The following is a 12,010-nucleotide window of genomic DNA, read 5'->3' as shown; positions in this document are numbered from 1 at the left end:
GACAGGCCCTTCACTCGCTCACGAGCGTTCGCGCCTTCAGAAGGGCGAGCAGGCCCTCGTCGCGGCGCTCTTCCAGCTCGGCGATCGAGCGCCCGCCTGCTTCCTCGGCCACGCCCGCGACGATCTTCGCCTGGACATCTGCGTCGAGCGAGGGGGTGCCGAGCGATTGCCAGCGCCGCACCTGGCTCGGTCCGAGATGGGCGAGGTAGCCGGCGATGCCGCCTTCGCCGCCGCCGAGGTGATAGGTCATGTGTGGACCCATCAAGGCCCAGCGCAGACCGGGCCCGTTGCAGAGCGCGGCATCGATGTCGGCGACGCTCGCCACGCCTTGCTCGACGAGATGCACCGCCTCGCGATAAAGCGCTGAGGCCAGCCGGTTAGCGATATGGCCGGGCATTTCGCGATTGAGCACGACCGGACGCCGCCCGAGCGCGCGGTAGAATTCCGCGGCCCGCGCCACCACACCGGCATCCTCCCCGACGATCTCGACCAGCGGCACCAGATGCGGCGGGTTGAATGGGTGCGCCACGACGATCCGCTCCGGCCGCGCGCAATCGGCGACAATAGCGCTGCGGACCAGCGCCGAGGTCGAACTGGCGATGATCGCGTCGGGCGGCAGCTTGGCGTCGATCTCGGCGAGAAGCTTGCGCTTCACCGCCTCGTTCTCTGGGCCGTTCTCCTGGACGAAGCCGGCGCCCTTAAGTGCCGCCGCGAGGTCGGTGGAGAAAATGACCGAGCCCGTGCCCGTCAGCCCTAGCTCGGCCAGTTGCGCCCGCGCCCGCTCGACATAGGCGAGGAAGCGCGCTTCCGCTTCGGGATTGGGATCATAGGCCGAGACGGTGACGCCATGGGCGCTGGCGAGCGCTGCCCAACTGGCGCCGATCATGCCGGCGCCGACGATGGCGAGATGCTGGACGGTGTCGCTCATGGGCTTTCGTTCCGGGCTGTCACTCGGCCTTGATGCCGGCGGCCTTGATCAGGTCGCCCCATTTGCCGATCTCGCTGTCGATCCGCGCCGATGCCTCGGCCGGCGTGCTGGGTTTCGGCACGACCCCCTGCAGCGCGAACGCCTCCTTCAGCTTCGGGCTTTGCAGAGCCTTGTTCAACTCGGCATTGAGCTTGTCCAGCACGGGCTGGGGCGTACCGGCGGGCGCCAGCATGCCGAACCATGACGAGACCTCGAAGCCGGCGAGACCCTGCGAGATCGCGGTCGGCGTCTCCGGCATGAACGGCGAAGCCTCCGTCCCGGTGGTCGCGATGGCCCGCAGCGAACCGGCCTTCACATGCTGCAGCACGGCCGGAATCGTGTCGAACATGATCTTGACCTGGCCCGCGACCATGTCGGTCATCGCCGGACCTGAGCCGCGATAGGGCACGACGGGCATCTTGGTGCCGGCCTTGATGTTGAACAGCTCGCCCGAAAGATGCTGCGGCGAGCCTTGACCCGACGAAGCGTAGGAATAGCCGTCCGGGCTCGCCTTGATCAGCGCGATCAGCTCGGGAACCGTCTTGGCGGGAACCGACGGGTGAACGACGAGCGCGAGCCCGACATTGCCGGCCAGCCCGATCGGGATCAGGTCCTTCTTGAGGTCGAAACCGGTTTTTGCCTGCAGGCCTGTATTGATCGAATGGCTTGTCAGGGCGCCGAGCAGAAGCGTGTAACCATCCGGCTGGGCCCGCGCGACGGCGGCCGCGCCGACGCTGCCGCCGGCACCGGCACGGTTCTCGACCACGACGCGCTGACCGAGCGAGTTCGACAGCTCCTCGGCCACGACGCGGCCGATGATGTCGGTCGCGCCGCCGGGCGCATAGGGCACGACCAGCGTGATCGGCTTCTGCGGATAGGCCTGCGCGAAGGCCGTGACGGGAAGAGCCAGCGAAAGGCCGGCGAGCGCGCCGATGAGGTGACGGCGGTCGAGCATGGGTTTTCCTCCGGGAGTGGGCGTGCGGACCGGTTGGCTCCGGTCTCGGCGAAATGGCTTGGGCCGGACCGGCCGATCAGCAGAAGTCGAAATCGCAGCCTTCGTCGGCCTGCAGCACGGTGGTGAGGTAAAGATGGCGGTAGCCGCGCGAGGCCTCGGCCAGATGCGCTGGCGGCTGCCATTCGCCCCGGCGGCGCTCCAGTTCGGCATCGTCGACGAGCAGCGTGATCTCGCGGGCCTCGACATCGAGCCGGATCATGTCGCCGTCGCGGACGAGCCCGAGCGGGCCGCCGACCGCCGATTCCGGCGTGATGTGCAGCACGATCGTACCGAAGGCGGTGCCGCTCATGCGGGCGTCGGAGATGCGGACCATGTCCTTGACGCCGGCCTGCGCCAGCTTCTTGGGGATCGGGATGTAGCCGGCTTCCGGCATGCCGGGCGCGCCCTTCGGGCCGGCATTGGTCAGCACGAGCACGTCGTCCGCCTTCACGTCGAGGGCGGGATCGTCCATCCGGCGCACCATGTCCTCGACAGATGCGAAGACCACGGCACGGCCGGCGTGCTTCAGAAGGGCAGGCGAGGCGGCGGAGTGCTTGATGACGGCGCCCCCGGGAGCGAGATTGCCGCGCAGAACCGCCATGCCGCCGGTCGGCTTCACTGGGCTTTTGGCGGTTCGGATGATGCTCTGGTTCGGCACGTCCTCGGCCGCGTCCGCAACCTCGCCGATTGTGCGGCCGTCGATCGTCGGGGCCGAGCGGTCGAGATGGTCGCCGAGCTCCTTCATCAGCTTGGGCACGCCGCCGGCCCAGTGGAAATGCTCCATGTAGTGGTCGCCCGAGGGCTTGAGGTCGATCAGCACCGGCACCTTGCGGCCGATGGCGTCGAACTCCTCGAGATTGATCGACAGTCCGGCGCGGCGCGCAATCGCGGCCAGATGCACGAGGCCATTGGTCGAGCCGCCGATCGCCTGCAGGACGGTCAAGGCGTTCCGGAAGGCAGTTTCGGTCAGGATCTCGCTCGGCTTCGGGCCGCCCTTGGCGAGCCTGACCGCTTCGCGCCCGCTCGCCTCGGCCGCTCGGATACGGTCGGCGTGGGTGGCGGGGATCGTGCCCGAACCAGGCAGGGCAATGCCGAGCGCCTCGACCAGGCATCCCATGGTGCTGGCCGTGCCCATCACCATGCAGGTGCCCTGTGTCGGCGCGAGACGGCCGCTCAGAACCTCGATCTCGGCTTCGTCGATCTGGCCGGCGCGATGCTGGCCCCAGAGCCGGCGGCAATCGGTGCAGGCGCCGAGCACCTCGCCCTTGTGGTGACCGACGAGCATCGGGCCGGTGATCAGCTGGATCGCCGGGACATCGGCGCTGACGGCGCCCATGAGCTGGGCCGGAACGGTCTTGTCGCAGCCACCGATCAGCACCACCGAGTCACAGGGCTGCGCCCGGATCATCTCCTCGGTGTCGATCGCCATGAGATTGCGCAGGAACATCGAGGTCGGGTTGGCGAAGGATTCGTGGATGGAGATCGTCGGGAACTCCATCGGCAGGCCGCCCGCCAGCATGACGCCGCGCTTCACCGCCTCGATCAGCCGCGGCACGTTGCCATGGCAGGGGTTGAAGTCACTGAAGGTGTTGGTGATGCCGATGATCGGCCGGTCGAGCGCGTCGTCGGAGAAGCCCGCAGCCTTGATGAAGGCCTTGCGCAGGAAGAGCGAGAAGCCGGGGTCGCCATAGGTCGCGAGATTGCGGCGCATGCCGCGTGCCGCCGGCTTTGCGGATGGGGTATCGTTGTCGGACGTGCTCATGCGGCTAGGAATATGTCCGTTGCCAGGATTGTCAACAATTATGTCGAAGGGTTATAAACTGGCATGACCGTGACCGCCCTGAAAGCCCAGACCACCGAGCGGGTCCGCAGCGTCGCCGCCATGCTGGAGGAGGAAATCGTCCTCGGCTGGCTCCTGCCGCGGGAACGGCTGGTCGAGGAGGAATTGGCCGAACGGCTCTCGGTAAAGCGCCATGTCGTGCGCGAGGCGCTGGCCGATCTGGAGCGGGTGGGGCTGGTCGAGCGCATCCCGAACCGGGGCGCCGTGGTCAAGCTGCTGGACCCGCTGGAAGTGCGGCAGATCTATTCGGTGCGCGAGGTCCTGGAGACCCTTGCCGCCGAGCAGATCCCGCTGCCGGTGTCGCCTGTCGTCCTGGAGCGCTTGCGCGTCGTGCAGAAGCAGCACGCTGCGGCCGTGGACGCCGCGGATGCGCGCGCAGCATTCCGCGCCAACATGATCTTCCACGAGACGCTGTTCCGCGCCTGCGGCAATCCCCATCTCGTCGAACTGATCCAGGGTCTGGCGCAGAAGGTCCATGGCGCGCGCTCGATCACGGCCGCGAGTGCCGAGCATCTCACGCTCGCTCGCGATGAGCATGCCGCGATGGTCGAGGCGCTTGCCGTCGGCGATCGCGAGCGTCTCGTGGCGCTGTGCCGCCAGCATCTAGGGCCATCCCGCGACGCCTACATCGCCGCCGTCGAAGCCCGCTTCACCCGGCAGGCGACGCCCGGCAGTGCGATCAAGGCCTAGCCGCCGAATGCGTCACGCCGCCGTTTCGATCCCGAGCCGCCAGCGCGAAACATCGATACGGGCGGTCAGCGGCAGGTGGTCCGACGCCTTGCGGGACAAAGGCGTGTCGTGCACGCAGAGTTCGGAGATCAGCCCGTCCGGCCAGGCCAGGATACGGTCCAGCGGCAGCATCGGCCGGCGCGACGGGAAGCTCGCTGGGTGCCTCATATCGGCAAAATGCGGGGCGAGCACGTCGAGCGCCGAGCGACGGCTGCGCCGCCATTCGTTGAAGTCGCCGAGCAGGATGGTCGGCATCGGCACGAGTTCGAGGAAGGCGTGCAGCAGTGCAGTCGCCTGATCGACCCGCGAGCGCCGCAGCAGGCCGAGATGGGCCGCGATCACGCGGAACTTGCCTTCGCCGAGGTCGAGCTCGGCGACGACCGCGCCGCGCGGTTCGATCCCGGGTAGCTTGAGGCGGAAGCGCCGATAGGAGAGCGGCTCGCCGCGCACGAGCAGCGCGTTGCCGTGCCAGCCGTGGCCGTCGACGACATCGGACTGGACGAGGAGATGCAGCCCTGTCTCGCGCAGGATCGCGGCGGGATCGAGCAGCCCGGTGCGCTGGCCAAAGCGGCGGTCGACCTCCTGCAGCGCCACCAGATCGGCGCCGATCTCGGCCAGCACCGCGACGGTTCTGTCGGGCCGGACACGGCGATCAGTGCCGCGGCACTTGTGGATGTTGTAGGACGCGACCTTCACCGGACCTCGCTCATCGACATCATAGATAGGGCATGAGCAGCCGGGCCGCCGCATCACGAATTTTCACGATTCCCCAGCGCGCGTCGATCTCTTCCAGCGTCACCCGGTGGCTCCGCTTGCCATCGATCAGGCCGCCGATGCGCTGGGCCAGTTCGCGATCATAGAACTCCATCGTGATCTCGAAGTTCAACCGCAGACTTCTCGCGTCCCAGTTCGCGCTGCCGATCAGGCACCAGGCGTCGTCGACGGTCGCGAGCTTGGAATGGTCGAAAGGGGCGGGCGAACGCCAGATCTGACAGCCACTCTTGAGGAGCGGGCGGATATGCGCCTGCATTGCCCACCCCATCAGGCGATGGTTGTTTCTGGCGGGTATCACGAGATGGACGTCGACGCCGCGCAGCGCGGCAAGTTGCAGCGCGGTGATCACCTGCTGCTCGGGCAGGAAATAGGGCGTCGCGATCCGCAGCGAGGACGAGGCGGCGTTGATCGCGGACAGGATCGTCAGCATCAGCTGATCGACGCTCTGGTCCGGGCCGGACGAGATGACACGGGCCGGCGCATGGCCGCTGCGATAGCTCGACGGAAGCCAGAGCGGCCCGTCCAGCGTCTCGCCGGTCACGAAGGCCCAGTCGTCCTGGAAGCTTTCCATGACCTGCTGCACCACCGGCCCCTCGACCATGAAGTGGACGTCGCGGACGGGCTCGTCCGGCTGCGATGCCAGCACGTTCTCGCCGCCGATGTTGAGCCCGCCGACAAAGGCCGTCTTGCCGTCGATCAGCAGGATCTTCTTGTGCAGCCGCAGATCGAGAAGCGGCATCTTCCACGGCAGCAGGGAATGGAGGAAGCGCGCGGCCGGCACGCCCTGGCGGCGCAGATGGTGATAGGCGCGCGAATGCAGGAAGCCGCCGCCGAAACCGTCGATCAGCACACGCACCGCCACGCCGCGGCCATGCGCCTGCGTCAGAGCCTCGATGAACTGCAGCCCCAGCGCGTCGGTCCGGAAGATGAAGGTCGAGAGCGCGACGCTGGATGTCGCCGCCTCGATCGCCGCCAGCATGCGCGGATAGGCCTCGTCGCCGCAATCCAGCACCGCTGCGACCGTGCCGGGCTCCGTCGCCGAGCTGGTGATCCGGCCGACTGCTGTCTGGAGGCTGCCAGTCGGGCCGGTGCGAGCAAGCGCGCGTTTGGACCGTGTCGCTCCACTGTCATCCACGCCGCGCAGGCGTCGCGCCCGCCGCTGTACCCGGTTGATCCCGAAGCCGAAATACAGGATCGGGCCGAAGAAGGGCGAGAGCCAGGCCAGGCCGATCCAGCCGATCGCGGCAGGAACATCGCGCTTCCGCAGCAGGGCATGCATCGTTACCGCCCCGGCGGTAGCGACATGGATCGCCGTCAGCAGCAGGGGGACGTGATCGGCGAGGGGCGCGGCGAATTCCATCGAGCTTCGGATTTACTATGAAGCGCGGCGCTTGGACATCCGCCACGGAAATCCTCAGCAGGGCAGGCGGGCGCCCCGGAGCGCGATCAGGCGGAGCCGATGTTCCACTGCGCGATGACGCGGTTCTCCGGGTGGCCAGGATCGTAGCCGAGGACGCCGTAGCAGGCCGTGCCGAGAAGCAGATGCCGCACCGCGTCGAGCTCGAGCCCGATCCAGCGCGCCGCGAGGCAGCGGCCAAAATGGCCGTGCGAGAAGACGGCGACCTTCCCCGTCAGCGACGACAGCAGCGCGACCATGCGGTCGGCCCGCGCGCTGATCTGCGCGGGCGTCTCGCCATTGGGGCAGCCGTCGCGAAGGATGTCCCAGTCGGGACGCCCCGCGCGGATCTCGACGGAGCGCTGTCCTTCATAGTCGCCGTAGTCCCACTCGGCGAGATCGGCCTCGACAGTAGCCTGTGCACCGAGACCGGCCAGTCTCGCAGTCTGGCGCGCACGCTGGCGCGGGCTGGTGAGCACATGTGCGAATCCGAGCCGGCTGAACCGCGCCTCGAGGGCGCGCGCTTCGTCCTCGCCATGGGCCGTCAGCGGGATATCGGTCCGTCCGGTGTGCTGTCCCGATAGCGACCATTCTGTCTGGCCGTGCCTGACCAGATAGATCTGAAGCGGCGCCGCGGGCTCGTGCTTGCTGTCGTCTGTCATTCCTGGTCACTTCCTCCGGCATCGCAGCGCGGGCGCGCATTTGGATCGGCCCGGCCATTCCGCCATATAGCGCGTGTTCCGTAACGAATCGCGAGGGGCCCATGCCCAAGCTCTGCAAGTTCACCTCGCCGGCCGACGGCAAGCCGGTCTACGTCAACCCGGCCCTCGTCACCGTCGTCTACACCTTCAAGGGCCAGCCGCCCGACACGATCATCGGCTTCGGCAAGGACTACATGCTCGGCGTGAAGGAAAGCCTCGAGGAGACGGTGAGGCGCCTGGAGAGTGTGGACGCCGAGCCAGGGTCGGAACGCTGACATTGCACGGGGCGCTCCGGGCCCTGCGCTGACTAGGAACCGGCACCGGGTTTGGGGCCGATTGCCCGCTCTCACGGATTTGGGAGATTCTGCGGAAGCAGGCGATGCCCGGCTGCCGTGTCCGGTCTGGGTCAAGAGAAGGTGGCTACTGCAATGGCTGAGGGCATCCGTTCTTCCGACACGACGCGCCTGACCCGGATCGAACCCGATGTGCGCCTCGTCGTGCTTGCCCGGACCATGCAGTCGCGGGGGGCGGGATCGGAAGCAATGCTGCGGGACAGCGCCGTCCACTGGGCTCGCCATGGCGAGACATGTGTGGGCCAGGCGCTCTATCGACACAGCTCCATGTTTCGGAACGCTTCGGAAGCGCCAGCGTGGAGCCATCTCGAACTGATCTATTTCCGCGACATCGTTCCTGCCGGCGCCATCAAGGAACTTGTCCTCGACCAGCAACCGGCTGAAACCCACCTGCTGCGAGCCGAGATTCTTCTGACGACCCCCTCGGCCTTCGTGATGCCGCGAGGGTGGAAGGGTTCGGCGGAGCGTCCCGAACGGCAGGTGTCGCTCGAATATATCGACGTGCGACCGGCGCATCTCGGCGAGTACAGGGACATCATGCGGGCATATATCGGCCCTGCCGCCGCGATGGTCGTCGCTGCGGGCAAGATCGGGACATTCAGGACGATGGAGACTGCGGCTGTGCTCTACCGCGACCCTGATCTGAACATCGACTGGAACCAGATCCATCTGTGCGAGGTGGACCCCGCCGGCTTTACAGGGTTCGGTGAGGAGTTCGATGCCGCTCTCCGCGAGATATCTCCGGAAGGCGGCTTCACGGCCGTGTTTGCAGGCCTCGACCGCATGCGTTCGATTCCGCGATGGACGTTCAACGATCCGGTGGTGGAGGCGGATGCCGGGCTGGGCCAACTAGATCTGGAGCAGCCGCCTCAAGCTTGACGGAAATGCCCTGCGTTGCGCCACGCCCTCTAGAGGACCTCGCGCACCCGCAGCAGCGTCGAGTCCATATGCACCCCGATGATGCGACTGAGCTCCACCGCATCGCGCTTCAGCAACGCCGCCATCATCTCCTCGTGCTCGGCGACGGCGCCGGCCCATTTCACCGGCCCCTCATTGCCGACGAAGCGCAGCCGCTTGATCCGTGACTGCAGCGTCGCGTGCATTTCCATCAGCGCGGCATTGCCGGAGGCGGCCACGATCGCGCTATGGATCGCCTGGTTGAGCTTGAAGTATTCCAGCCGGTTACGGGTCTCGTAGAGCACCAGCATCTGCTTGTGCAGGGTGTGGATCGCCTCGATCGCCTCATCGCTCGCCTCTGCGCAGGCGATGCGCCCGCCGAGTTGCTCCAGCGTCTTGAGCACTTCGAGGATGCCGGCGAGGTCTTGTTCGGAGAAGCGCCGCACGACCGCGCCCTTGGCCGGCAGGATCTCGACCAGCCCCTCGCTCGCCAGCGTCTTGATCGCCTCTCGCAGGGGGGTGCGCGAGACACCGAGCTGCGCCCCGACCAATCCCTCGTTGATGCGCTGGCCCGGCGCCAGCCGGCCTTCGATGATCATGTCGCGCAGCCGCTCCAGAACCTCGTCGTGGAGGGTCCGGCGCGTGATCCGGGGATAGTCGCTCGCAGCTTCGCTCATCGCAGCTCCACACATCCTGTCGCAGCGCCGGTTACGGCACGTGAGCCTTGCGCTGTCAAACGCTCGCCACGTCCCCGGCGAACATCGCATCCTGCCGGCGGCGCATCGCCAGCAGATCCGAGCCGGCCGCGATCTCGACATCGCCGAGGCGGATCGCGTCGCCCGCTTTGACCGCGCGCACCAGCGTCCGGTCGGCCACCAGATAGAACGGGGCAGGGCGCTCCGGCGCGAGCGCCGTGGCCGGCCGAACCTCGGCTCCGACGTCGGCGATGCTGTGGTGATGTCCACCCATGGTCAGCACCGTGCCGGCCGCGAGGTCGCGCTGCGCCACCGCGACCAGATCCATCCGTGGACGATAATCCTCGCCATAGCCGGAGCGGCCGAGGCCGACAGCATCGAGGATCGAGGTCGCGACCTCGACGCCCAGCAGGTGCCGCGGCAGGTAGAGCATCGCCGTCTTGGCATCATGGCCGACGACATGGCCCTTGCCGGCCAGCATCTCCCAGGTCTCGGCGTTGTCACAGCGCACGACGATGAAGACGCCGCCGGCGAAGCTCGCCTCCTCCGCAAGCCGCAGATGGTGGAACACGTCGATCCGCCGCTCGCCCGACATCAGCCCGCCCAGGGCCTTGTCGGCAAACAGGTCGGCGATTTCGGGGATGCGGGCCGGCGGCGCATGAAAGCCCGCGGCATCGGCCGAGAAGCCCAGCGCGTTGGCGACGAGCGTCATCTCGCAGAGATCGGGCACGGCGCGCAGCGGATAGGCCTCACCCAGGATTCGCGCGCGCTCGGCAGCGGTGCGGGTGACGGCCGAAGGCTCGCCGCCAAGCCAGTGCTGGCGAAGTTCGGGCAGGTTCTTGGTGACGCCGTTGCATGTGACCGATCCCGTCGCGGGATCGAAGACGAAGTCGTATTCGCTGGACTTGCCCGCGGCGATGATCTCGAGGCCGAGCACCTCGGCCCAGCTCGCGAGCGCGATCAAGAGGCTCGGCTGGTCGCCATCGACAGGGGTGATCACAACGCCCTTCTCCCTGGCGAGCCGGGCGAGACCGGGGCCCACCACGCTGTCGGCTTCCTTGGAAACCAGCGCGACATGCCGCCCGGCCTCGATCGCCATCAGGCTGTGCCGGGTCGCGGCTTCCGGGCTGCCGGTCGCTTCCGCGAGGAGCTGGAAGGGCAGGGCGATGACCGTTTCGAGCCGGCCGGCTGCGACGCATTTCCCGGCGTCCCAGGCGGCCTGCGCTTCGGCGGGCGTCTCGCAAAGCGCGATCTCGGCTCTTGCATAGCCGGCTGCCTCGAAGGCGCGACCGGCCGCTTCCGCCGTCATGTCGACCGCAATGCGCGCATTCACCAGCGGAATCTTCCGCGCCTGGGCGAGATAGCTGCGGCCGAAGCCGCCGCTGCCGACGAGGCAGGTTTCGACAGGCTGCGTGATGCCGGCGTAATGCGCGTGGAAATTCATCGTTCCTCCGGAGCGTCTCGATAGGCCGGCGACTGCGCGCCTTGCCCAAGGACTACACCAGTCGTGTTATGCTGCATACAGCATACTTGTAGGGCGGAAAGGGCTATGCTAGCCAGAAGGCCTTGAAGGGACCCCCGGTCGAAACCGGGGGCTGCAGTGGAGAAGCGCCATGGACAAGCGGACCGAGGGCGGATTGCCGGTGATCGCCGTCGCGATGGGCGATCCCTCGGGCATCAGCCCGGAACTGACGGCACGGATCCTGGCCGAGCCCGATCTGCGCGCGGCGGCACGCTTCGTCGTCTTCGGCGACAAGCGCCTGCTCGACCTCGGCATCAAGGACGGCGGCGTCGATCCGCAGGCCAACGTCGTCCGCGATGGCGACGCCCTGCCGCTCGGTGACCGGCCGGTCTTCGTCGATCTCGGCAATCATGATCCGGCTGATCTGCAGCGCGGCAAGGCGACGCTTGGCGGCGGCAAGGCCGCGACCGAGAATTTCCGCCGTGCCCTGCAGTTCGCGGCCTCGGGGCAGGCCGATGCCGTCTTCTTCACGCCATTCAACAAGGCGGCGATGCGGTTTGCCTATCCCGGCTATGACGACGAGATCCGCTTCGTGCGCGACGCCATCGCCTTCGAGGGACCGGCCAGCGAGTTCAACATTCTCGACAAGCTCTGGAATGCGCGGGTGACCTCGCATATCCCGCTCTCGGAAGTGGCGCAGAACATCACCGGGGAGCGCATCCTGCGGGCGCTGACGCTGGCCGACGCCAATCTGCGCATGGCCGGCTTCAACCCGCCCCGCATTGCGGTTGCAGGCATCAATCCTCATGCCGGCGACGGTGGCAATTTCGGCCGCGACGAGATCGACACCATCGAGCCGGCCGTGAAGGCCGCCAAGGCCAAGGGCTTCACGGTGGAGGGGCCGTTCCCGTCCGACACGGTGTTCCTGCGGGCGCGCAACGGCGACTTCGATGCCGTCCTGACGATGTATCACGACCAGGGCCAGATCGCGATGAAGCTGATCGGCTTCGACAGCGGCGTCACCCTGATCGGCGGCTTCCCCTTCCCGATCTGCACGCCGGCCCATGGCACGGCCTATGAGATCGCCGGCAAGGGCGTCACCAATCTCGGCGCGACCCGCGCCGCCCTTTCGCTCGCCATCAAGATGGCGCAGGACGGCAAGGCGAGGGCCAAGGCCGCCGCCTGACCTCTCGACGCCAGTT

The 12,010-nt window shown here is 67.5% G+C and carries 12 protein-coding genes; 4 read left to right on the top strand and 8 right to left on the bottom strand.

Annotation, left to right across the window (positions count from 1 at the left end):
• Positions 1 to 10 precede the first annotated feature (10 nt).
• The 3 genes from VGN82_RS15325 to VGN82_RS15315 form a co-directional block, all read right to left on the bottom strand.
• Positions 11 to 928, bottom strand: coding sequence for a 3-hydroxyacyl-CoA dehydrogenase NAD-binding domain-containing protein (locus tag VGN82_RS15325; RefSeq protein ID WP_327527879.1), 918 nt, complete (start codon positions 926 to 928; stop codon positions 11 to 13).
• Between the two features lie 19 nt (positions 929 to 947).
• Positions 948 to 1,922, bottom strand: a complete 975-nt coding sequence (locus tag VGN82_RS15320; RefSeq protein ID WP_327527878.1) for a Bug family tripartite tricarboxylate transporter substrate binding protein — start codon at positions 1,920 to 1,922, stop codon at positions 948 to 950.
• A gap of 76 nt (positions 1,923 to 1,998) precedes the next feature.
• Positions 1,999 to 3,672: an IlvD/Edd family dehydratase gene (locus VGN82_RS15315; protein ID WP_414644302.1), complete on the bottom strand. Its 1,674-nt coding sequence runs from the start codon at positions 3,670 to 3,672 to the stop codon at positions 1,999 to 2,001.
• A gap of 114 nt (positions 3,673 to 3,786) precedes the next feature.
• Between VGN82_RS15315 and VGN82_RS15310 the strand changes: the two genes are divergently transcribed.
• Positions 3,787 to 4,491 carry a GntR family transcriptional regulator gene (locus VGN82_RS15310; RefSeq protein WP_327527876.1) on the top strand — a complete coding sequence of 235 codons (705 nt, stop codon included), beginning with the start codon at positions 3,787 to 3,789 and terminating at the stop codon, positions 4,489 to 4,491.
• 12 nt (positions 4,492 to 4,503) lie between these two features.
• On the opposite strand, the gene VGN82_RS15305 is transcribed toward VGN82_RS15310, so the two are convergent.
• The 3 genes from VGN82_RS15305 to VGN82_RS15295 form a co-directional block, all read right to left on the bottom strand.
• On the bottom strand, positions 4,504 to 5,226 hold the full coding sequence (locus VGN82_RS15305; protein WP_327527875.1) for an endonuclease/exonuclease/phosphatase family protein: 723 nt from the start codon (positions 5,224 to 5,226) through the stop codon (positions 4,504 to 4,506).
• A 19-nt stretch (positions 5,227 to 5,245) separates the two neighbouring features.
• Positions 5,246 to 6,664 carry a phospholipase D-like domain-containing protein gene (locus tag VGN82_RS15300; RefSeq protein ID WP_327527874.1) on the bottom strand — a complete coding sequence of 473 codons (1,419 nt, stop codon included), beginning with the start codon at positions 6,662 to 6,664 and terminating at the stop codon, positions 5,246 to 5,248.
• Between the two features lie 86 nt (positions 6,665 to 6,750).
• Positions 6,751 to 7,362 (bottom strand): histidine phosphatase family protein, encoded by a 612-nt coding sequence (locus VGN82_RS15295; RefSeq protein ID WP_327527873.1) that lies wholly within the window; start codon positions 7,360 to 7,362, stop codon positions 6,751 to 6,753.
• 101 nt (positions 7,363 to 7,463) lie between these two features.
• On the opposite strand from VGN82_RS15295, the gene VGN82_RS15290 reads away from it, so the two are divergent.
• Both VGN82_RS15290 and VGN82_RS15285 read left to right on the top strand, forming a co-directional pair.
• Positions 7,464 to 7,676 (top strand): hypothetical protein, encoded by a 213-nt coding sequence (locus VGN82_RS15290; protein WP_327527872.1) that lies wholly within the window; start codon positions 7,464 to 7,466, stop codon positions 7,674 to 7,676.
• Between the two features lie 117 nt (positions 7,677 to 7,793).
• Entirely contained in the window at positions 7,794 to 8,633 is an 840-nt protein-coding gene (locus VGN82_RS15285) for a hypothetical protein (RefSeq protein WP_327527871.1), read from the top strand.
• A 29-nt stretch (positions 8,634 to 8,662) separates the two neighbouring features.
• On the opposite strand, the gene VGN82_RS15280 is transcribed toward VGN82_RS15285, so the two are convergent.
• Complete coding sequence (locus VGN82_RS15280; protein WP_327527870.1) at positions 8,663 to 9,328, bottom strand: GntR family transcriptional regulator; 666 nt, start codon at positions 9,326 to 9,328, stop codon at positions 8,663 to 8,665.
• 55 nt (positions 9,329 to 9,383) lie between these two features.
• Positions 9,384 to 10,790, bottom strand: coding sequence for an NAD(P)H-dependent oxidoreductase (locus tag VGN82_RS15275; RefSeq protein WP_327527869.1), 1,407 nt, complete (start codon positions 10,788 to 10,790; stop codon positions 9,384 to 9,386).
• Positions 10,791 to 10,959: 169 nt separating this feature from the next.
• Between VGN82_RS15275 and VGN82_RS15270 the strand changes: the two genes are divergently transcribed.
• A complete protein-coding gene (locus VGN82_RS15270) occupies positions 10,960 to 11,994 on the top strand; it encodes a 4-hydroxythreonine-4-phosphate dehydrogenase PdxA (RefSeq protein WP_327527868.1) in 1,035 nt (344 codons plus the stop codon).
• Positions 11,995 to 12,010: the final 16 nt, after the last annotated feature.

It is taken from the genome of Allobosea sp., assembly GCF_035999205.1.
GTDB lineage: Bacteria > Pseudomonadota > Alphaproteobacteria > Rhizobiales > Beijerinckiaceae > Allobosea.
This window is presented reverse-complemented; position numbering and strand designations above follow the sequence as displayed.

Excerpts from the sequence above, each read along its gene's own strand:
- VGN82_RS15270 (WP_327527868.1), top strand. The coding sequence starts at position 10,960 with ATGGACAAGCGGACCGAGGGCGGATTGCCGGTGATCGCCGTCGCGATG.
- VGN82_RS15275 (WP_327527869.1), bottom strand. The coding sequence starts at position 10,790 with ATGAATTTCCACGCGCATTACGCCGGCATCACGCAGCCTGTCGAAACC.
- VGN82_RS15300 (WP_327527874.1), bottom strand. The coding sequence starts at position 6,664 with ATGGAATTCGCCGCGCCCCTCGCCGATCACGTCCCCCTGCTGCTGACG.
- VGN82_RS15325 (WP_327527879.1), bottom strand. The coding sequence starts at position 928 with ATGAGCGACACCGTCCAGCATCTCGCCATCGTCGGCGCCGGCATGATC.
- VGN82_RS15320 (WP_327527878.1), bottom strand. The coding sequence starts at position 1,922 with ATGCTCGACCGCCGTCACCTCATCGGCGCGCTCGCCGGCCTTTCGCTG.
- VGN82_RS15310 (WP_327527876.1), top strand. The coding sequence starts at position 3,787 with ATGACCGTGACCGCCCTGAAAGCCCAGACCACCGAGCGGGTCCGCAGC.
- VGN82_RS15295 (WP_327527873.1), bottom strand. The coding sequence starts at position 7,362 with ATGACAGACGACAGCAAGCACGAGCCCGCGGCGCCGCTTCAGATCTAT.
- VGN82_RS15290 (WP_327527872.1), top strand. The coding sequence starts at position 7,464 with ATGCCCAAGCTCTGCAAGTTCACCTCGCCGGCCGACGGCAAGCCGGTC.
- VGN82_RS15315 (WP_414644302.1), bottom strand. The coding sequence starts at position 3,672 with ATGCGCCGCAATCTCGCGACCTATGGCGACCCCGGCTTCTCGCTCTTC.
- VGN82_RS15280 (WP_327527870.1), bottom strand. The coding sequence starts at position 9,328 with ATGAGCGAAGCTGCGAGCGACTATCCCCGGATCACGCGCCGGACCCTC.